14 protein-coding genes are annotated in these 21,918 nt (G+C 60.2%); 10 read left to right on the forward strand and 4 right to left on the reverse strand.

Annotated elements, in window-relative coordinates:
* Window positions 1-217 precede the first annotated feature (217 nt).
* From ACQR35_RS03615 to ACQR35_RS03625, 3 genes are all read left to right on the forward strand, one after another.
* Complete coding sequence (locus ACQR35_RS03615; protein WP_430269220.1) at window positions 218-1,204, forward strand: phospholipase D-like domain-containing protein; 987 nt, start codon at window positions 218-220, stop codon at window positions 1,202-1,204.
* A 442-nt stretch (window positions 1,205-1,646) separates the two neighbouring features.
* Entirely contained in the window at window positions 1,647-2,471 is an 825-nt protein-coding gene (locus ACQR35_RS03620; protein ID WP_430269221.1) for a hypothetical protein, read from the forward strand.
* Window positions 2,472-2,495: 24 nt separating this feature from the next.
* Window positions 2,496-2,696 carry a hypothetical protein gene (locus ACQR35_RS03625; RefSeq protein WP_430269222.1) on the forward strand — a complete coding sequence of 67 codons (201 nt, stop codon included), beginning with the start codon at window positions 2,496-2,498 and terminating at the stop codon, window positions 2,694-2,696.
* A gap of 700 nt (window positions 2,697-3,396) precedes the next feature.
* On the opposite strand, the gene ACQR35_RS03630 is transcribed toward ACQR35_RS03625, so the two are convergent.
* The 3 genes from ACQR35_RS03630 to ACQR35_RS03640 form a co-directional block, all read right to left on the reverse strand.
* Window positions 3,397-3,714, reverse strand: a complete 318-nt coding sequence (locus ACQR35_RS03630; protein WP_430269223.1) for a hypothetical protein — start codon at window positions 3,712-3,714, stop codon at window positions 3,397-3,399.
* A gap of 766 nt (window positions 3,715-4,480) precedes the next feature.
* On the reverse strand, window positions 4,481-5,254 hold the full coding sequence (locus ACQR35_RS03635) for a metallophosphoesterase family protein (RefSeq protein ID WP_430269224.1): 774 nt from the start codon (window positions 5,252-5,254) through the stop codon (window positions 4,481-4,483).
* Between the two features lie 184 nt (window positions 5,255-5,438).
* Entirely contained in the window at window positions 5,439-6,245 is an 807-nt protein-coding gene (locus ACQR35_RS03640; RefSeq protein WP_430269225.1) for a BRCT domain-containing protein, read from the reverse strand.
* 894 nt (window positions 6,246-7,139) lie between these two features.
* Here ACQR35_RS03640 and ACQR35_RS03645 point away from each other — a divergent pair.
* From ACQR35_RS03645 to ACQR35_RS03665, 5 genes are all read left to right on the forward strand, one after another.
* On the forward strand, window positions 7,140-7,856 hold the full coding sequence (locus ACQR35_RS03645; protein ID WP_430269226.1) for a DUF6308 family protein: 717 nt from the start codon (window positions 7,140-7,142) through the stop codon (window positions 7,854-7,856).
* Window positions 7,857-8,427: 571 nt separating this feature from the next.
* Window positions 8,428-10,872 carry an N-6 DNA methylase gene (locus ACQR35_RS03650; protein ID WP_430269227.1) on the forward strand — a complete coding sequence of 815 codons (2,445 nt, stop codon included), beginning with the start codon at window positions 8,428-8,430 and terminating at the stop codon, window positions 10,870-10,872.
* On the forward strand, window positions 10,869-12,002 hold the full coding sequence (locus ACQR35_RS03655) for a restriction endonuclease subunit S (protein ID WP_430269228.1): 1,134 nt from the start codon (window positions 10,869-10,871) through the stop codon (window positions 12,000-12,002). The genes ACQR35_RS03650 and ACQR35_RS03655 overlap by 4 nt, the downstream gene beginning before the upstream one ends.
* Window positions 11,999-15,094 (forward strand): type I restriction endonuclease subunit R, encoded by a 3,096-nt coding sequence (locus ACQR35_RS03660; RefSeq protein WP_430269229.1) that lies wholly within the window; start codon window positions 11,999-12,001, stop codon window positions 15,092-15,094. Before ACQR35_RS03655 ends, ACQR35_RS03660 begins: the two co-directional genes overlap by 4 nt.
* Window positions 15,081-15,806: a M48 family metallopeptidase gene (locus tag ACQR35_RS03665; protein ID WP_430269230.1), complete on the forward strand. Its 726-nt coding sequence runs from the start codon at window positions 15,081-15,083 to the stop codon at window positions 15,804-15,806. The genes ACQR35_RS03660 and ACQR35_RS03665 overlap by 14 nt, the downstream gene beginning before the upstream one ends.
* Before the next feature lie 1,098 nt (window positions 15,807-16,904).
* Here the strand turns inward: ACQR35_RS03665 and ACQR35_RS03670 are convergent.
* Window positions 16,905-17,987 (reverse strand): AlbA family DNA-binding domain-containing protein, encoded by a 1,083-nt coding sequence (locus ACQR35_RS03670; protein ID WP_430269231.1) that lies wholly within the window; start codon window positions 17,985-17,987, stop codon window positions 16,905-16,907.
* Window positions 17,988-18,885: 898 nt separating this feature from the next.
* Between ACQR35_RS03670 and ACQR35_RS03675 the strand changes: the two genes are divergently transcribed.
* The gene (locus ACQR35_RS03675) at window positions 18,886-21,603 is read left to right on the forward strand and encodes an ankyrin repeat domain-containing protein (protein WP_430269232.1); all 2,718 of its coding nucleotides are present in this window, start codon (window positions 18,886-18,888) and stop codon (window positions 21,601-21,603) included.
* Window positions 21,604-21,655: 52 nt separating this feature from the next.
* Window positions 21,656-21,918, forward strand: a 263-nt coding sequence (locus ACQR35_RS03680; RefSeq protein WP_430269233.1) for a transposase, incomplete at its 3' end; no start/stop codon positions are given.

A 21,918-nucleotide genomic window follows, 5' to 3' on the forward strand; every position in this document is an offset into this window, starting at 1 on the left:
GCTGTGATGGCCACGGACGAGGGGGAGAGCTTTGAGTCCCTTTTCACGGATCCCACCCTGGCATTGCGTGCCGCGTGAATCTCCTGACAACCATGGGAGAAAGTACGCCTCAGGTGTGCCGGAGAAGGCCGCCTGGGGCCGCATAATCTCATCTGATCCCCGGCCACCACAGAGTGATCAAACCAGAGCCAGGCATCTGTGCCGTAGGGTCATCATCATGTTGAACGAAGGCCATGTTTTTGCGAATGCTTCTGATTGGCTGTACGAAGCAGTTAGCAGCTCAAACGGGGATGTGCTGCTGGCCAGCCCTTATCTGTCCTTTGACGTGTGCAGGAAGTTGGCCGCCGCCGCTGCCCGTAATGAGGCTTCCTGGCGGCTCTTCACGTGCCTAGATCCAACCGCCGTGGCGAACGGCTACCTGTCCGTGGAGGGGTTGAAGGCTCTGATGAAGAGTGGGGTAAAAGTCAGCCATGTCGACCGCCTGCACGCCAAGACCTTCGTCGTCGGCAGCCGAGGTTTCATGGGATCTGCAAACCTCACCGGTGCCGGCCTGGGAAGTTCGGCGGCGTCTAATCTCGAAATGGGAGTTGATCTTACCTCCAGCCAAGTCGAGGCTGTCAGGCGCAACATCAGCGCATGGCCTAGTCGCGACGCAACTTCTGCGGATCTTCAGAAGCTGTCCGTCCAGGCGCGCCGCCTTACCAAGGCCCTATCGCCTGCTTCACGTGAGCTGGATACTGATTCCGCGCTGGCGCTGGTTGAGCAGCTGCTGGCGGATGCCCGCGACGAAACACGAAAGCTGTGGCTCAAGGGCGAGTACGGCGCACCGGCTTTAGAGCAATGGCGGAAAGATTGGTTCTTTGGGAGCCCCCGGATGGGCAACGGCAGGGGAGAAGGGCGGCCGAGTATCAAACCCCGCGACCTGGTCATCATTTGCGCGCAGACCCGTGATTGCTATGCGATCGTGGAAGTAACCTCGGATCCGGAGAAGCTGCCTGCTGACTACTGCGAGCTCAGGGGCGATGAAGCATCACGTTGGCCTTGGGTGAGCCGCACCAAACCACGCTTCGTGCCGGATCAGGTACTGGAGCTCAAGGCCCAGGAGCTCGTTGCCAGCACCGGAGGTCTGCAGAACGGTCACATGAAGCTGGAGTTCGATGAATTCACAGCAGGCGTGAGGGCCCTTGGACGGCTTGTCACTTAGCAGATTGACCTGGCGATGCACCTCGCTAATTGAAACCAAAGCCGAAGCGCACTATCAACTCATCGTTGGCCCGGGGTATTGCATTGCCCTCATGCAGGATCTTCAGCGGTCCCTCGGCCGTCATGAGCGACGACGGGCAGATGGCTTTCGGCGACATCACCCGGAAGCCCGAAAGGAGCTCGGGTGGTCGCAGGCGGAGCGTGGCGAGACATCAGGCGTTTTCCCGACCGACTATCGCCCGGGTAGAAGCCAACCATGATGTGATGACGGCGGCGATTGCCAAGACTGCCCGGGCCCTGGGCACACCCTGGAATCGAAGGCCGTGCGTGACGAGCTGCAGCAACCAGCCGGAGGTCATCGAGGCGGCAGTTGAGCCTCCATATGGCAATGTAGTGTGGTTGGGCGCAGCGCATCACGCAGCTGCCGGGGGACAGGAGTGTCGTTGGCAAGGCCGAAGTGGATCTGGGAAACGGTAAAGCTCGTCACAGGGCTGATCGCTTCGGTGACCGTGCAGTTAGCCAAGTCGCCCGACCGGCCCATGCCTGGCTACACCCCGCCGGGGCCGGCGGATCCCGGGAAAATGCTGCCGACGATAATGGGCGTTGCCCAGGCTGACTGGGTTGTGGCATCTGCCTGGGCTGGTTCTGTCGCTGCTGCTGTGGTGGCCTTGGACGGCGCCTTGGGCCTCGTTCGTGAATCCCGGCGCAAAATCACCGAGGAGAAGAACAAGGACATTGAGAAAACAGTTCTCGGTGTTCTGAGGGTGCTCTCGCGGCATGCGGAGATCGACATTCTGTGTCTGGGCGGCACGGTTTTCGAGCACAAGAAAAAGTTCTGGGGTGGCTTCAAACTGAAGACGCTGCTCAGGTACCGACTTGATGACTACCCGCCGCCCTCGGGTATCAAATGGCAGGGTGCAAAGGGGGCCATCGGCTACGCCGTCGAGAAAAGGACGTCCGTCCATGCCGACTGGGTTCCGTATTCAGCGGCTTTGAATGCCGGTGAGGACGTGCTGGCTTCTATTCCCCAGGATCAACGCTTCGGTTTCGGGGACGACGAACTGAAGATGATGGTCAAAAACTATTACGAGAGCCTGGCCACACCCATAATGTCAGACGATGGCAGTAAGGTCCTGGGTATCTTGGCAGTGGATATTCCCTACCGGGACGCTTTCACGCACGAGCAGTCGGTTCTCGGTGATGCCCAGATACAGCAAAACCTGCTGACCAGCGCGGCCGCTGTTCTCGCCCGGGCGATGAAACGATAAGATAAACAGTAGAAGGAGGCTCCGATGACTCATCAGATCCCGGCCCGCAAGCCCTTGGACAGCGCCATCTTCTTCAAGACCATGCGTGGGCTGCACCCCTCCGAGAAGCAGCTCGAAGACCTTGAGGTCGTCGAGAAGCAGGCACAGGTCCGTGATCGCATCGGCCTAAAAGACTCCGTCCAAGCGACCTTGAAGAAGGGCCGTAGGTCGATCAAGCGGTTCTGATGGCGATGGCTTTCGAGCCCTCGGGAATCAAAGCTTCTGCGCGCGTTTGCGCGCTCTCATAGTCAGAGCGGTGGCGCTGACGGAGGCCCGACGTTCTCTGCTGCTTCGACGTTCAGGACATCTTCACGCTCGCATCTCAAGGTGCCGTTCACGCTCCCTCTCCGTCCCTTCTAGGCGCAACTTTACAAAGCCATGCTCCCGGCTGCCCTTGGGCCGCACCGCCTGCCTCAGCGCCCTCGTAGGGATTGATGTCTCGTGAACGTCATCTCTGGGGTCAAGGGGTGAATGTACCCGGCTATCATGCGTTTCCGGGGCCGCGTAGTCCCATGTCATCATCGCCAGGACCAGGCCGCCTTCTGCATCGGGGTCAATTTCGGCGAGCATGTCCCGAGTATCGACCAGGTGGCGATCTCCACGTTCGGGCAGTTTTCTATGCACGATCAGGGAGTAGGCGGCGATGAGTGCCCATATCTCGATCAGCTGGGGAGTAGGTTCCGCCGGAGGAACAAGCCCAAAATAACATCCGACCGCGGCGGGAGGAACGCGCACGAGGGCAGCGATTTCCGGCTCAGTCCGTGCCGGTGCATCAACACCCATTCCCCGTAAGGAGCGCGCCGCAGTCGCCTGTCCATAATGGACCCCATCCTGCCACTGCCCCCTCAAGACGGGCGGGTATCGCCGAATCTAAGACACAGCTGTCTCATGATCCGGAGGTCGGCAGGGCATCGATCCGCAGAACCGGGGATGTCACCCTGAGGGTTGGGATGTCGTCGTCGCGGACCTGGACCCAGTAGCGGGCGGACGCGCCGACCAGGCACGACTCCAGCAGTAGCAGCTCGAGTTCTTCCCCATCGCGGCGCAGCTGCGAGAACCCCGCGTCCAGATACTCGACAATTGGCGCGGTGGCGGCCATGTGACGCTTCAGTGTCCTGGCTGTCAGATCCAGCAGGTATCGGCTGCCGGTAGCTGTGGTCACGATGTAGCGGCCCGCATCGTCGTTGCGAAGCTCCTGCGTCATGGTGCGAGTTTAGCGGCGGCGAATGACGGTGTCAGGCCCCACGCGACGCGCAGACCACCTGGCAAAACCCCAAGACTAATTAGCCGCACCCGCCTAGAATCGGTTTATGACGGGCATTGCCGAACCGCTGGTTGCCGAGGACCGCGCCTCTGTATGGCGGAAAGCGGGCGGCTGCACGGACCGTTTGGATCCTCCCAGCGTCCGCTTGCTGGGGGCGTTGTGATGGCGGGTCGGCACGCCGCCTCGGGCACAACCCTACGGGGTGAAGTCGTCGTCACTCGGCACGACCTTTGTCCCTGCGGCCGTCGGTATCCGCGAACATTAGCTCTTGACGAACTGGCCCGGGATGCAAAGTCGTACCGGGATGTGCAACGGGCGGCGGCGCGTCTGCGGCTCGTGACGGACCGCCGCTTGGAACGGGACCCCACACCCGGTTGGGTCGTGGATCTGGCGCGGGAGCAGGGCGACCCCATCTTAGGGGCAGGGTGGGTCGAGGAAGCTATCGCCCGATTGGACAGAGAAGCACGTAAGCGCTGCCCATGCCGCTGCCACGGGCAAAAGACACAGCGGGAACTGGACTACGAGGCCAGACAGGGGCGGAACCTCCGACGGGCGGCTGCACGATTACAAGTAGTTCTGGACAAAAGACTGGCTCGTCACACGCCCGAGAGCGTCCTGGTCTTGGCGGCAGAGGACGACGAATAGGTAGCACGGTCCCGGCTGCGGCAAAGCCGTGGGAGCATTTCTGTCTGGCGATTAACGTTGCCTAGGCTGCCCGGATTTCGAGCGGATCGATACGCAGGGGAGACCGGCCCGGCCACACAAGGACACCGTTACCGTGGCGAGAGTTTTCCATATTCAGTACATCTACGCGTGTGGTGCTTCCATCTGGATGACTCAGCTCGTAGATGCAGCGCTGGTGCCAGTGTCCGCAGAACAGTTGAGGAACGGCCAGGGAATCGACCACCTGTCGCAAGAGGTTACGGGTTTTGTCCGCTTTCTTGGTGAGTTCCTCGCTGAGCTGGAAGTCGCCCTTAAGCGGCACGCCTGCGGGTGCGTCGTGGGTGATGAGGATGTCCAGGGGGCCGCCCGCTACGAGCGCGGCGGCTTCCTCTGGCGTTGGTTCTTCGTTTCGCCACCAGTCTTTGCCTTCTGTTCTGTGCCGATAGTCGACGCTGAAAGCACCGCCGAGACCGCCGACGGTGAGCCCCTCAATTGTGGTGCGACCGCCCCTAGGCAGGACGCGGATGTTCGAACGGACGGTGCCCAACCCGTCGCTTTCGACGGCAAGCTTCGCGAGTGTGTCCCAGTTATCGTGATTGCCTCCGGACACGACTAACGTGAGTCCCAGATCCACGAGGTATTTGTTCAGCTTGGCCTCGTAGCGGCCGCGCTTTGCGCCCGGCCAGTCCAGGGCGAAGTCGCCGACGTGAATGGCAGTGCGGGCACCTGCACGAGCAGCAGATCTGATGGCGGTCAGTGCCCAGCCGGCGTCGCCATGCCAGTCGCCGAAAACGGCGATGGGCTGGGCATTAAGCATCCAGTCAGCATAAAGTACCCGGATGCGACCCGTATGAAGGGGCTTTGGCCCCCGGGGTCTGCAACAATCCCTGTATTAGCGAGGGCGCCGGCACTGCATTGTCGCTTGTCAGTGCTGCGCCTCGGACTGGCCCTCTGCGTTCGCGGGCGGGATTCAATCGCTCCTGAGGGAAGCCGTTGCTCGTCTACGAGACACCGGAGAACGAGGGAGCCCACGTGAGGGTGACATCATGGTCAGCACAGAGCGCCTTCCAGTAGGTTGGGTCCTTGGGTTTCGTTTCGAGGACGAGGAAGAGTTTGGGATGAAAGCCGCGGCCTTTCATCCGGTGGCCGTAGTCCAGCACCTGTCCCAAGCCATGCCGGATCTGGAAAGCTTCATTCCCCTCGGTATTGCTCTTCACCTCTGCGATACCGGTCGTGCCATCGTCGAGCTGCCAGGCCAGATCGAAGTTGCATCTATTGTCGAACGGCGACAAGGGCGTAGACCCGTGCGCGCCCAGCAGATCTGCCAATCTGTCCTGTGTGGCCGAATGGGCTTTGAGTCCCCGTTCCATGATGTCCGGATCCCGGTAGTGCTCACCGTCTCCTTGTAGCGGGGCGGCGAAACTGCCTGCCCGGTAGGGTGCGCCCACCACACCGCCCTCGGCGGCGGTTCCCCGAGCCGGGGCGCCGGGCACGTTGGGCTTAAGGGCCGGTGCGGGGTAATGGGAGCGGAGGCCGAAGAATCTTTCGGTGTCGATGATCTGGATGTGGTGGCCTCCCCGTTGCAGCTCAGCGGTCTGCTTTTCCTTCGTGCCGAAGTTGCCGTACTTCCACTGGGGGCTCCAGCCGCGGACCAGCACGTCGGTGCTGGACTTGTTTACCCACCCCTTTACCCGGCCGGCACCCATCTTCAGCGCGATCTCCGTCAGCTCCGCTTCGCTGTACCCTTCGATCTTTCCAGTGAAGACAACTTCCTTGCCCTTCAGGTCGTAGACCCATTCGTTCGCCATGCAGTGATGAAACGGCATTGACAGGGCGAGACGCAAATACCTCCGCCGCGAGGGACTGATGTTACGCAAGCGCCGCGAAGAGCCAGGCGAGAGCAACCTTCCATTCGTCCTCTTCGTCTCCCTGGACCGACTCGTGGAGCGCCATTCCCGTCGTGCAACGACAGTTCAGTGCTGCGGGGCTGGTCTGCAGGCAGCGTGCTGAAAGCTTCGACTTCATCCCTCATGTCTTCCGTGGCCTGTGCCGTGGGAGGTGTCTTGGCTGATCTCCGACCCCTACTCGCTCAGGGGCGTATTCCTGCTCACCTGACGTTTTTTATGGGTGGGGGCCGGTGGTGGGGAAGACAGCTTCATCGCCTCGTCTCGGCCGCCCAAGGACTGGCTCAATCGCGTCAGAGGGGATTCTACTCCCACCCAATGTCGAACCCCATGTTCTTCTCCGGTGATAGGAGCGGTTCCCCGGCGCCGGCCAGGTAAAGTTTCGGGAATTTCTTTATGCGTGTCTTGAACGCTTGGTGCCACTGGCTTCCTCCTTCCCTGCTTCGCAGAAGGTACGCCAGGACTGCCGCGGTCACGTATAGCTTCTTGCGGAAATGGGTTTGCAGAGTATCAACCGCGCGCTGACTCGGTAAGAACCTCCGGTATTTGGAGTACGTCCCGCACCGTCAGGTCGATTAGGGCCTGCAGCAGAACTTGGCCGGGACATTTGGGATATGCGGTGTTGAACACGCCGAAAGGGTTCTCCAACGGTGCCCTGAAGCCGCCACCGGGGAGGCAGCACCTCCCCGGGATGGACAACGCACTGCGGGCACGGAAAGGCTGGTTAGTCAACGACGGCAGCCCTCCGATGGTTGCAGTTCCAGGAGAAGGCCAGACCGACCGTGTATCGTCAGGGCCATGCTCGAAACCGTCACCATCGGGGGAGCCACCTGCGCCCTCGACTACGCCCACTCCTACGCCGAAAAGTACCTCACCGACCATCTCAACGAGGACGACGCCGAGGCCAAAGTCTGGTCCTACCCTGCCTATGACAGCTACCGGGGCAGTTCGAACGGGCAGGTAGGCGACGCCGACCTGCTAGCCGTAGCCCTGCTCAACGCCGGCCGCAACCCCGTCAAGGCTTACTACGGGCTTCAGCACCTACTCCCGGAGATCAACAAGCGACTGGCGCACCCGGCCCTGGAAGGCACCTTGATCGACGCCGGCCCGGACACCATCGAAGCCATCGTAGACCTTTACAATGTGGCCAACGAGGGTCGCGCCTCCTATGGCCGCGCGCTCCACGTCAGGCTCACTGTCCTCAGTAAGGTCCTGCACCGCAAGAAACCCGAACTGCTGCCGCTGATCGACCGCTTTATCCGCTGCTGCTACATCTGGCGAGGGGATCCGGCACCCTTGGCCCGCTTCGCATCTGATCCTGAGAGTCGCGACTTCATCAGCGCGTGGATTCAAGCCGCCCAGCACGACCTGAAAGCAGGGGAGGAGCAGTGGCAGCAACTCGCCGACCTCGCCCCGGATCCCCAGATCAGCCCGCTCCGGGCCATGGACATCATCGGCTGGAAACTGGGCCAGTTGACCCGGGATCAACTCAAGGTTCTGATTCGGACCAGTTAGCCGAGGGTCAATGATCTCCATCACTCGGCCCGTCCACGTGGTGTCAGTCGTTCCCGGGCTTAACTGCATAGGCCTGACTTGCCGGTAGTGGTGTCCTAGGCGTGCGCGAGGCACCCGGGTCGATACCCAGCGTCGGGCTGGGCTGTTTCAGGTCCGGCACCCGGTCCTCCCGGCTGCCATTGAACATACGGGGTTGTGTGGGCGGGTGGTTTCACGTTGCGGGACTGGTGAATGGTGGTGGATCCAGGTTGGCCTGACCCGGGCGGTGTCCGGCGGGGAGGACCGATCATGAGCGACGCCATGAATCCCATGGCGGCTGACGTGCGCAGAGATAGTAACCCCCGAACATGGGACAATCAGCAGAGACGCCAGCGCGTCCAACGGTCCGCCTCTCGATTGAGTCGTCACCGCCGCTACGGCGAGCCACGACAGCAATACCGGAGGCCGCCGATAGCGTGGAAACCCAGATATACAGAACTAAGTCGCGCTTCAGCGCGGAGGAGAACACCACTATGAGTCGTTGGACTTCATCCCGGTTTGGCAGCCCCGACATAAGTGGCGTGGCGTAAGGGTGGCCCTCAAGAAGTCGGACCTGTACAACTCACTCTGGAACAGTGCTGACGAGCTTCGCGGCTCGATGGACGCAAGCCAGTACAAGGACTACGTGCTGACCCTGCTCTTCGTGAAATACGTCTCGGACAAGGCCAAAGGTGACCCCTACGCCCTGATTGAGGTTCCCGCGGACGGTTCCTTTGACTACCTCATCACGCTTAAGGGCAAGCCGGATGTAGGGGAGAAGGTCAACGTCGCCGTCAGCAATCTGGCCAAGGCGAACAGTCTTCAGGGCGTCATTAACAACGCAGACTTCGACGACCCGACCAAGCTTGGTTCGGGGAAAGACCTTCAGGACCGTGTGTCGAACCTGATCGGCATCTTCCAGGACATCGACTTCACCGGTTCGCGTGCTGAGGGCGACGACCTGCTCGGCGACGCCTATGAGTACCTGATGCGTCACTTCGCTACCCAGTCCGGCAAGAGCAAGGGCCAGTTCTACACGCCTGCCGAGGTCTCTCGGGTGATGGCTCAGCTGCTCCAGATCCCGACCGGCACGCCGAAGTCGACGACCGTCTACGACCCGACCTGCGGCTCGGGTTCGCTGTTGATTAAGGTGGCCGACGCAGCTCCGAACGGCCTGACCATCTACGGGCAGGAGAACGACAACGCGACCTGGGCTCTGGCCCGCATGAACATGATCCTGCACGGCAACGAGACCCACGAGATCGTTCAGGGCAACACCCTGGCCGATCCGAAGTTCCGTGAGGGCGACAAGCTGACTACCTTTGACTACCTGGTCGCCAACCCGCCGTTCTCGGTCAAGACGTGGAAGAACGGCTTCGAGAAGGACTATGGCCGCTTCGACGGGTTCGCGACGCCGCCGGACAAGAACGGCGACTACGCCTTCTTGCTGCACATGGTTAAATCTCTGAAGTCGACCGGACGCGGGGCGGTCATCCTGCCGCACGGAGTGCTGTTCCGCGGCAACAGCGAGGCCAAGATCCGCAAGGAACTGATCAAGCATCGCTACATCAAGGCCATCATCGGCCTGCCTGCGAACCTCTTCTACGGCACCGGCATCCCGGCCTGCATCATCGTGCTCGACAAAAAGGACGCGGCGAGCCGTACCGGCATCTTCATGATCGACGCCTCTAAGGGCCTCGAGAAGGACGGCCCGAAGAACCGCCTGCGTCCGCGTGACATGCACAAGATCGTCGACGCGTACGTGCGTCAGGCGGACATCGAACGCTTCTCCCGCATGGTGCCGCTGAGCGAGATCGGTGGCCCGAAGAACGACTACAACCTCAACATCCCTCGCTACATCGATTCATCAGGGCCGGATGACATCCAGGATCTGCGTGCTCACTTGCAGGCTGGCATCCCGAACCGCGACCTCGACGACCTGCAGCTCTACTGGGACGCCTTCCCCGGCCTCCGCGAGAAACTCTTCAAGCCGTTGCGTGAAGGATATTCCGAGTTGATCGCAGGCAAGGCCGACATCGAGTCGACCGTCCTCGGCTTCAGCCAATACCCGATTATCAGCTCGAGCACGAGCGACCTGGTCAAGTCGTGGTGGCAGGACAACAGTGCCGCCCTGGAAGGCATCGACCCTTCCACCCGTCCGAATGATCTAGCATCGGAGCTTGGTGAGTCACTGCTCGAGAGCTACCGCTCGCACCGGCTGCTCGACGAGTACGCCGTCTATGAGCAGCTGATGAGCTACTGGAACGCCTCGATGCACGACGACGTCGCTCTGATCGTCGGTGAGGGCTGGGACGCCGCGGCTAAGCCTCGTACTGCCCGCACTTGGAAAGACAAGAACAACAAGACGAAGTACGAGGACGCTCACCTGACGTTCGGCACTGGAGCAAACGCCAAGCGATGGGTTATGGACCTTATCCCGCCCAGCCACATCATCGGACGGTACTTCGCCGACGAACAGGCCAAGCTTGATCAGCTGGCCGCTGACCTTGAGGCGGCTGCCCAGGCGATTGAGGAGTATACCGAAGAGCACGCCGTTGAGGAGGGTTTGCTCTGGGAAGCAGTCGAGGACGACAAGATCACCGCAACCACGGTCAGGAACCGGCTGCGCGTCGCCAAGGCCGAGGGTACCGACCCTGACGAGATCAAGGTACTGACCCACGTCGCTGGCCTGTTCGCTACGGAAACCGCCGCCAAGAAAGCGGTCAAGGAAGCCACGTCTAGGCTCGAGGAGCACGCATTGGCTCGGTACGGCAAGCTCACAGCGGACGAAATCAAGGTGCTGGTCATTGACGACAAATGGGGTGCCACCATCGAGGCCGGCATCGAGAGCGAACTCGTGGCCGCCGTCCAGCGATTCACCGCTCGGCTGCATGTGCTGGCTGGCCGCTACGAGGCGACCCTGGACGAGCTCGATGCCGAGATCGAGGCGCTGAGCGCCAAGGTCGTCGAGCATCTGGCGGCAATGGGGGTCTCATGATCTGGAGCGAGACCACTATCGCTGCTGAGTTCGAAGTTCAGTTAGGGAAGATGCTGGACTTCGCTCGCAACTCGGGTGATCCGAAACTGTACATCGGGAATCGTGCCGTCCAATGGGGGTACATCGACCTCAGCTCGGCGAGCTACGTTCCACTCACAAGACAAGACGTCCTGCGATTTCGGCTACGCAAGGGCGACTTGCTCGTGTGCGAGGGCGGTGAGGTTGGTCGAGCTGCCATCTGGGAATATGACGTGGAGTGCTACTACCAGAAGGCTCTCCATCGATTGCGCCCGCGTCGCGAATACAATGCAAGAGTCCTGCTCGCCATCCTGGAGCTTCGGGCGAAATCCGGCGGGTTCGCCGATTACGTAACACAGACAAGCATTGCTCACCTTCCGCGGGACAAGTTTCTGACGTTGCCGATTCCATCGATTCCTGAAGATGAGCAGCAACGCATTGCAACGGTGCTGGCGGATGCGGACTGCCTGATCGACGCCCTCCAGCGCCTCATCGCCAAGAAGCGAGACGTCAAGCAGGGCATGATGCAGGAGCTGCTGACCGGCCGCACTCGTCTGCCCGGGTTCACCGGAGAATGGCGGGGTCGCAGGCTTGGGGACTTGCTCGCGTATGAGCAGCCTGGTCGCTATCTCGTATCGAGCGCTGAGTACATCGAGGCAGGTGGAGTGCCTGTATTGACGGCAGGCAAGACCTTTGTGCTCGGACACACAAACGAGTCTCATGGCGTCTACGACTCCTTGCCTGTAGTCATCTTTGACGACTTCACGACGGCATCCAAGTACGTAACGTTCCCGTTCAAGGCGAAGTCCTCCGCGATGAAGATGCTCAGTGCAAAGTCGGGAGCCAATCTTCGGTTTGCGTATGAGCGTATGCAGCTCATCGACTTCCCCATCGCAGACCACAAACGTCGATGGATTGCGGAGTTCAGCAAACTGGAGGTTTCTGTTCCATCCTTCGAAGAGCAGAAAGCGATCGCATCCGTACTGGAGAACGCCGATGCTGAGATCTCGGCCCTCGAACGCCGCCTTGAGTCTGCTCGTGCTGTAAAGCAGGGCATGATGCAGGAGTTGCTGACCGGCCGCACCCGCCTGCTCGCGAAGGTTGCAGCATGAGCACAGTTGGTCAGATCGAACGCAAGACGCAGAGTCGCGTCGTTGAACTGTTCCGTGATCGGCTCGGCTACGAGTACGGCGGCAATCGTGAGGACTTCGACAACCACAACATCGACGAGGCTCGGCTGATCCAGAGCCTTATATCTCGCGGTTATGACATGGAGGTCATCAAGCGGGCTGTCTTGCAGCTGCTGACTGCCGCATCGCTGGCGGACGGCCGGAAGCTCTACGACTCGAACCGCAAGTTCTACGAGCTGCTTCGCTATGGCGTCAAGGTCAAGCGTGACGTCGGCGAGACAACCGAAACGATCTGGCCGATTGACTGGTCGAACCCGCAGGCCAACCACTTCATGGTGGCCGAGGAAGTCACCATCAAGGGCGAGCACACCAAGCGGCCGGACATCGTGCTCTACGTCAACGGCATCGCGCTGGGCGTCGTAGAGCTGAAGCGTTCGTGGGTCAGCGTCAGCGAGGGCATCCGTCAGAACATCGGCAACCAGAAGCAGCACTTCGTGCGGCCGTTCTTCACGACGGTCCAGCTGCTCTTCGCCGGTAATGATGTCGAGGGTCTGCGCTATGGCGTGATCGATACGGCGGAGAAGTACTGGCTCAAGTGGAAGGAGCCGGGCACGGAGCCGAACCCGCTCGATCGTTCCCTGCTTCAGATGTGCTCCAAGGATCGTTTCTTGGAAATCATCCACGACTTCATCGTTTTCGACTCGGGGGTCAAGAAGACAGCCCGGCACAATCAGTTTTTTGGCGTCAAGGCGGCCCAGGACCGCGTCGGCCCGCGTAAGGGCGGCATCATCTGGCACTCCCAGGGCTCGGGCAAGAGCCTGACGATGGTGTGGCTGGCAAAGTGGATTCGTGAGAACCAGACGGATGCCCGTGTGCTGATCATCACCGATCGTACCGAGCTGGATGAGCAGATCGAGAAGGTCTTCGGCGGAGTTAACGAGTCGATCACCCGCACGACCTCGGGTGCTGATCTGGTCGGTAAGTTGGGCCAGAGCCAGCCGTGGCTGCTCTGCTCCCTGGTGCACAAGTTCCGCAGTACTGAGCCGACCAGCGACTCGGACGAGGGGGACAGCGATGAGTTCATCGCAGAGCTGGGGTCCCGCGTCCCGGCTGATTTCAAGGCTAAGGGCAACCTGTTCGTGTTCGTTGACGAAGCTCACCGCACCCAGAGCGGCAAGCTACACAAGGCGATGACTGGCCTGCTGCCGGACGCGATGTTTATCGGCTTCACCGGTACGCCGCTGCTGAAGGCCGACAAGATGACCAGCATCGAGACCTTCGGCTCGTTCATCCATACCTACAAGTTCGACGAGGCTGTCCGCGACGGCGTCGTGCTCGACCTGCGGTACACGGCTCGAGGCATCGACCAGCGGTTGGTCGGTTCGAGTCGTGTCGATGAGTGGTTCGACCGTAAGACTCAGGGGCTGACTGACTTGTCCAAGGCGCGCCTCAAGAAGAGGTGGGGCACCATGCAGAAGGTCGTTTCGGCGCGGTCTCGCGCCGCCATGATCGTGCAAGACGTGCTGATGGACTTCGAGCGCGAGCCTCGCCTGATTTCAGGCCGGGGCAATGCCATGCTGGTGAGCGAGAGCGTCTACCAGGCGTGCAAGTTCTACGAGATGTTCGTGCAGGCCGGCTTCAAGGACAAGGTCGCCATCATATCGAGCTACGTCCCGACCGCCAGCGCTATCTCCAAGGAAGACGCTGGTGAGGGCGACAACGAGGAGCTGCTCAAGTACGACATCTACCGCCAGATGTTGGCGGACTACTTTCACGCGTCTGCAGATCAGGCGGTGCTGCGCATCGAGGAGTTCGAGAAAGATGTCAAGCGTCGCTTCATCGAAGAGCCGGGGCAGATGCGACTGCTGATCGTGGTCGACAAGCTCCTGACCGGCTTCGATGCCCCGAGCGCCACCTACCTCTATATCGACAAGAAGATGCGGGATCACGGTCTATTTCAGGCCATCTGTCGCGTCAACCGCCTGGACGGCGACGATAAGACGTACGGCTACGTCATCGACTACCGAGACCTGTTCAAATCGCTGGACCAGGCGGTCTCGGACTACACTTCCGGCGCTCTGGACGGTTATGCGAAGGAAGACATCGAGGGACTGCTCAAGGATCGCACCGAGCAGGACCGCCAGGATCTGGACGAAGTCCTTGAGAAGGTTCGGGCGCTGTGTGAGCCGGTAGCACCGCCGAAGGGCACGCTGGAGTACCAGCATTACTTCGTCTCGTCTGAGCCGGGTGACGCCGAGCAGATCAAGGTCAATGAGCCGAAGCGTGTCGAGTTGTACAAGTCGGTCGCATCACTCGTGCGCGCCTACGGTACCCTCGCCAACGATATGGCGGCGGCTGGATACAGCACCGCCGAGGCTGCGGCTATCAAGAACGAGGTCGCGCACTACGTGGCTGTCCGCAACGAAGTCGAGCGTGGTGCTGGTGAGAATATCGACATGAAGCAGTTCGAGGCGGGCATGCGTTCACTGCTGGATACCTACATCCTGGCCGAGCCGTCCGAGACGGTAGCCACCCTGGATCAGGGCCTGGTCGAGCTGATCGTCGAACGCGGAGCCGGTGCCATCGACAGCTTGCCGGAGGGCATCCGCAAGAACCAGGAAGCGGTCGCCGAGACGATCATCAACAACGTCCGCAAGACCATCGTCGACGAGCGGGCGCTGAACCCGAAGTACTACGACCGCATGTCTGCCCTACTCGACGCCATCATCGAACGTCGACGTGAAGAGGCTGAGGCATACGCTGACTACCTAAACGACCTGCTCTCCTTCACGGCGCAGGTCGGCAAGAAAGAGTCCGACGCCACCTACCCGGGCTGGGCCTCGACTCCGGCTCGTCGTGCGCTGGTCGACTTCACCTGGCCGAGTGACATCGTCGTTGACGTTGAATACATCAGCGATGTAATCCAGAACAACAAGGAGCACGGCTGGGCTGGTAACCCGATGAAGGAGCGTGCCCTGGCGCGAGCGCTCCGCGGTGAACTGCCGGGCGGCTTCGAGCCAGAACGACTGGAAGCCCTCATCAACCTGTTGAAGGGACACGATGAGTATCGCTAACGCCTACCTCACTGTCGCCGGCCTCGGGATCGATGTCATCTATAAGGACATCAAGAACCTACACATCTCGGTCTACCCGCCCATGGGGCGAGTTCGGGTAGCCGCTCCGGAGACCACTGACGAGGACACCATCCGCCTGGCCATCGTGCAACGTCTGCCGTGGATCAAGCGGCAGCGCGATCAGTTACAAAAGGCTGACCGCCAGACGAAGCGAGAAATGCAGTCCGGCGAGACCCATTACGTCTGGGGCCAGCGATACCGACTTGATGCGTCACGAACTTCTGGCAATTACCACGTCGAGACTAAGGGGCAGACACTCTGGGTCGTTACGCCTCCCGAAGCGGACGGCGACGCTAAGCGAGGAACGCTTGACCGCTGGTACCGCCGCGAACTGAAGGCTGCGCTGCCTGCCCTCCTCGCTAAGTGGGAGCCGATTGTCGGTGTCGAGGTCGACAAGATTGTCGTGCGTCGCATGAAGACCAAGTGGGGCACTTGCATTGCCCACTCTCGTACTATCTGGATCAACCCCGAGCTCGCCAAGAAGAACCCTCGGAGTCTCGAGTACATCATGGTTCACGAACTGACGCACCTGCACGAACGTTCCCACAACCAACGCTTCAACGACCTGATGGACCAGTTCTTGCCTGACTGGCGAGTTCGCCGCGATGAACTCAACAGAGCCCCTTTGGCGGATGAGGATTGGGGGATTTAGACTGCCGATGCTGTTCCGTCATGGCTCAGAGGGCTTCAGACAAGCCCGTTCCCTTCCTTGCCCCGGAACCCGAAGCGGCAGGCTACCAGTCAGGAATTCAGAATGTGTTCCGTTATGTCCAAGCCGACTTGGAGTGGTGTCTGCGCGACTCGACGAAGGTGCTCATCATCGGTGAAATGTACTGAGCTGCCCGTCAGCAAGAACGCGAACTCGCCTGGGTTTACCTCTGGCAGCAAAGCGAGATCCACAGGCGACGGATCGGGCCACAACTTCGCCGCCCGGCCTTCCTCGACTAACGGATGCAGGATAGGCCAGTGGGGATGCCACACGATAGTTGCCTCGATGCCCCGAATGCCTGCGCCCCACGTCTGGTAGTTAAGACTCTTCGCCCCTACGTTCACATTCGGCAGTTCCAGCAGAAGTCTCTCCCCGTCCCAAGGCTGCACGCCCGTCACTTTCTGCCGCGTTAGGAAGACTGAGAACCCTTCGGGCGGGACCATCTCTGTACTCATCCATTCCAACCACGCTGGCTCATCCTGAGCCTTGCGTGGAAAAGCCGGGTCTCTCTGCACATGAGGAGAATCGTGTATCGCCTCAGGGTGAGTAAGCAGAAGCCCGACCTTCAGGAACCACCGCGCCAGAGCCTCTGCTTCCGTTGCGGTGATTCTTGGCCAGGTGTGCGTGTCAGTAGTGGGCATAATCTGTCGAACTACATTCGTGGCCGGTATCTCTATGGAGCGGCTGAGCCGACTGTTGCAGTCCTCGCACATGGGAACATGAACACTCTGAAGCGCCTCGGCGGTTACCGGCGACCCGTCGCGCTTTGGGTAGGGAATTCCACCTTTCTCGATAGTGAAGGGCCCTTGGCCGTGAAACTCCTTAATCAACCAGCTCGGCCACACGTGTTCACCTACGCCCTCAGACGCATTAGAACAAAGAACGCAGGATTTGTTTGGAAATCGGTTCGACATTCCACCCACGATACGGTATGCAGTCGTGTGTGTTACACACGGCCTTCCGTTAGGGACAATGCCCTCCGCGCCCCACAGGGCTACTACTCGTGCCATCATGCCGGTCGAATGAGTTACTTCGGCCTTGCTACGCCAGGCCACTCAACACTCTGTCAATAATGCTGAGCAAGCCGTGTTCTGTTGCATCAATTGCAGGTCGTATTGGGCGAAGAGTACCGATGTCGCTGACTTGACCAGTCCAGAAATCATCAAGCTCATTTCGGGACAGGAGCTGTGAAGCCACTTGGTGCAATGCGCGATCGGGGGATCCGTCATCCAGATCAGTCCACGATACAAAGATGCCAGCATCGCGTTGCCGTATCGCCTTCATCTGGACCCTGCCTAGAAATACGGCGAATAATCTGTATTGCTGATATAGCTCCGTCGGGAGGTGTGGTCTAAGGAGACTTACCCGCAGTTGCAGATCGTCGACCATGGAGGCGTATTCACCCAGGCTGATTTTACTTCTAGCCGAACTGAGTTCAGGTCGGGTTGGAACTTCTGGGTACTCGCTGTCGGCGAGTATGTCGTATAGAAACTCGACGCCACTCACCAACCTTCGTTGCTCCACAACGATCCTCCACAGTTCGTTGACGGAGCGAACTTTTTCCTCATGAACGACACTGCTTGTCAAAAGACGTCGCACATCCCCTGAGTTAGCTCTAATGCTGGCTGCACCCCTGCGGATGAGAATGTCTCCCGAGCGGAAAAGGGGCTTTTTCTGGTTGGGGACATGCCCGTCGAGCGCTGCCAGCACAGGCTGGCTGGAGCGACGTCTCAGATAAACGATGCCAAATCGCTTAGATACGCCTTCGTCTGGAAGGAGCTGATGTTCCGCGGCGAGCACAGTGAAATCGCCGTCGATGTACTTTTCAATGGCAGCGCGGATCGCGGTCGTGTCCATGCGTTCGTGGGCGTCCAGCCCCATGCGTGTGTAATCGTCGGCAACGCCAATGACGAGCGTTCCACCTGTGGGCAGGTTGCAAAAGGCTAGGACATCCTTCGCGAGGTTTACACGCGCGGACGCGTCAGCGAGGTCACCCAGGGACCTCTTGAAGTCCCACTCGTCGCCTTCACCGCGAACATGCAGAAACTGCTCAAGTGCTTCGCGTGAGACGCGGTCCTGGTAACTTATCGCTGATATAACCGGGTCACCGGGATGGGTGCTCAATGCGGATTGACCTGCCTATGGATTGGACTGCTGTCGGTGGAACTGACTCGTCTTGAGGAATTGCCGCGGGCTGGTCTCCAATCCGCAACGACAATCTCTTCAGTCATGATCGTCTTGAAGTCGACGGGGGTCAAACGTGCCGGTCATTATGGAACCGCTTCATGGCTACGACTTTGGGCCACATAATGGACTCCCTGCAGCGCCCGGCGGCCACAGAAATCAGCTACGGGAAAGCGCGTGATAGTCACCCGGCGACAGCGGCTGCCTGAACCGGAGGTTACGGCGATGACAACGCCTTCGAGTCCCACTGAGTAGCCGGCTTTGCCGACAAGCGCCGACCAATGCGCTCAGCGGTGTCGTCATCCGGCCGGAAATAACTCCCGGACTGGACGGCCATGCCTTCGGTAGCCTCGTCACCGCGCCGTCCGCTGCCCGGAGGCTCACCGCGCCGGCTGAGTTGGGGCCAGACCTGGTCATGGCGGGCCGGACGACATCGGGAGAGGACGGACAGGCTGCCGGGAGGGGCATATTCGAAGCCACTCGGTTGAGGGACTCAGCTTGACATCACTCCTTCGCGCGAAGACACTCGGCTGAGGAAATGATGTCCAAATTGGAAGACACCGATCTGGAAGACACCGTCTTTCTGTCACCGGACTCCGACAAAGCGACCGAACCACACTCACCCGTTCGTGAAGACACAACTCGTGATTGATCACAGGCCGATTGGCGGCGTGTGGTTTTGCGGACTCCGAAGTCATGCGCCCGATCTGCCCCTTGGTAGACCCGCCGTGTCCAACCGGATCGCGCTGAAGGCGATGTGCAACGATTTCCTCAATGCTCAGATCTGACTGAGCGCTCGATCCTTCAAATCATTTCGATCTATTGGGAGTACTCAGAAATGGCAGCGTTAGCCGGTATTGCCTCGTTAGTCATAGCTCTCATTCTGAGCTACCAGATCTTTCCAGACCCGGGTACGGGCGACATGGGGTATGCGGGGGGACGATTCATCTTCACGGCTGCGGTGACTACCATCGTTTCAGTCGTGGCCACCAGAGTGAGCAAGAGTCATCGGGAAGCGGAACACCAGCGCCTACGTGAGGAAGCGCGTAAGGCCCAGCGTCAGCGCGAGGAAGAACAGCGCAAGGATCAGGCACGAGGCGAGGCTGATTGGCGAGAAGCCGATGCAAGAACCGCGAACACGTTGGTTGCACAAAAGTCGGTGGCTCCGATCGGAGAATCTGAAGCGGACCAAGAGCCGGACACCAACGTCGCCGATGAGCGGGCCTGGATTCTTCGCCAGTATTCGTCGATCGACAGTGCCGTCGCTGGCCAACGCGCGTTCGCATCCCAGTCATTGTTCACCGATACCGCGGCCTCCGCGGGAGAACAGTGGGGCTTGCACGCTGCGGTCCATCGATCAGAGGTAGTGGAATGGCTGTTGAATGGCGCCCCGATCGATGGAATGGCATGGATCGAGTATGGCGACAACCTCGTGCACTGCGAGACGCCACTTCTCACCGCATTCATCGATGGACACCGAGAAGTGGCTGAGGCACTTATTGAGAACGGCGCCGACGTGGACGCACCGAACATGGTTAAGTTCCCCAACGGCAGTGGGTTCACTCATACGACCCTGCACATGCTTGCCGCGCGGGGCGACAACTCGGGCGTAGCTCGTTTGATTGAGGCAGGCGCAGACGTGAACCGGCGGACGACTCTCGGCACAACGCCGTTGCACTTCGCAGCCCGGGAGGACAACCCTGAGTTGGTTGAGATGCTCCTGAGAGCAGGAGCCAATCGCAACGTGCGAGAGTTTGACACTGATCAGCCGGGAAGCCTAGGGGATCTCCCAGTGGAGCAGGCCGGTCCGAGGACTCGGTCGCTGCTTACTGCCAACAGCCACGTCCGCCGGGTTGAGACTGCGTCGGCGCAGTCTCAAAAGGATTCCGAACTGCCCTTGAGAGCTGCGATCACCGCGACCCCGCAGCTCCCGGGTTTCAAGCACCTGCGCGTAATCGGATTCTCCACGGCGCTCAAGAGGTTCGCCCAGGCTGTCCCTCGGGGCGAAGGGGGTTACGGACTCGACGTCGAAGGGAACGTTATCAGTTGGGAGTCGCGTACTGGCCTCGTCAGCGAGTCGCAGAACGACGTGTACGAACCCGTGCGCCTCCCTGCGCGTCGCCTGGCGATTCCAGGCAACGTCGTTCAGATCGCTGGCTCGCGGGGCGGGATGCTCGCACTCACCGAGCATGGCGATGTTTACGCCTGGGGTGAGGACTACTTCGATGAGATCGGTGAAGATGGGCGAAACGAAGAGTCGCCGCTGCACATCAACGGCCTCGCCGGAATCGTCTCGCTGGCTTCGACAGGTAGCACCCACTTCGCAATTGGCGCGCGAGGAGAGGTCTGGTCCTGGGGATCTAAGTACGGTGGGTGTTTGGGTGACGGGTCGGAGGCAAATCGCAGTGTGCCCGCTTTGGTTCCGCACTTGAGCGATGTCAGAGAGGTCCGGTGCTCGGAGCAGCGAGACCAGGTCGTTGCTCTGACGACGGGGGGTGCTGTCCTGGTCTGGGGTTACGGGTACTCGTTTGACGGAGACAAGGTCGCGCGGAGCATTCCGACTGAGTTGATCGATCTCCCGAAAATCCGATCCTTGGGCGACGGCGAAACGGCGATCGATGGCGATGGGCACGTCTGGAGGTGGGGCGAAGACCTAGCAGTGAAGCAAGTCCCTGATCTGACAGACATTGTCGCCATCGTCCACGGAAGCAATTCGATTAGCAATGAGGGCACCTGGCATGCTCTCGACCGCGACGGACGCGTCTACGGCTGGGGATGCAACAACTTCGGGCAGATCGGAGACGGAACGACAATCGACCGTGACCACCCCGTCCCGGTGACCGGTCTCACCGACGTCGTCGAGCTCGTCAACAACAGCGCCGAGGCCTATGCACTTACATCAAGCGGGACTGTGTGTGCCTGGGGCGGATTCCCGAGTGAACGTGTTCTTGAAAATTACGGGAACATGGAGACCATCCACGGTCCCGTGCCACAGCGAATCCCCCTGCCACACTTCACCGAGTCGCGCATGCAGCGCTGGGCAACCCTGGAGCTAGCAAGCCTCGGCTCCAGCGAGCTGCGTCAGACATTCTTCGACTTCCGAAATGGACGTACACCCCTCATGCAGTGCGCTGCGGCCGGCTTAGACGACGAAGTTTCCGTCATGCTTGCGCAGAGCGGAGACGTCAACGCCGTTGACTCTGATGGGGACTCAGCCCTCTTCTATGCCGCGAGCAAAGGTCAGGTGCGCAACGTCGAGCTGCTTCTACGGGCAGGAGCAAACCCCCATATTCATCGACCCGGGGGAAACTCCGCGCTCGCGCAGGCCGCGGGGATGAGTGTGGCGTTCGGCAGCGACGGCAGCGACTACTGGCAGGTGGCCCTGCTGCTCCTCAGGCGTGGGGCCGATCCCTCGGACATGTATTCACGTGGCATCGCTCCTGCAAGGCACACAGACCGTGGCATGCTGGTGATCCGACCGGAGAATCTATATAGCTACCTGGCGTACGACGACACGTTTCCGATTCGAGTCGTTCGTGATTCGTTTGTTGGGTAAACGTTCTGAGGTGTACTACTGATCTGAGACAGTCTTTGAAAGGATTGTTCTCATGTCTTCTCGACCCACCTATTCTGATGAGTTCAAGGCTGATGCTGTTGCGTTGGCTAGTTCCTCTGGCCGGCCATTAGCTCTGGTAGCCGTTGAGCTTGGCGTTTCCCTGACCGCTCTCAAACGCTGGATCAGGCTCGACCGTGAAGGCGAGACTGGCGGCGCCCGAACACCGGACACCCCGGTTGATGCAGCGAAGTACAAGGCGATGGAAATCCGGTTACGTGAAGTGGAACGGGAGAACGAATTCCTAAAAAAAGTTTC

Source organism: Pseudarthrobacter sp. J1738 (genome assembly GCF_050490315.1).
In the GTDB taxonomy this organism is placed as follows: Bacteria; Actinomycetota; Actinomycetes; order Actinomycetales; family Micrococcaceae; genus JBNPEO01.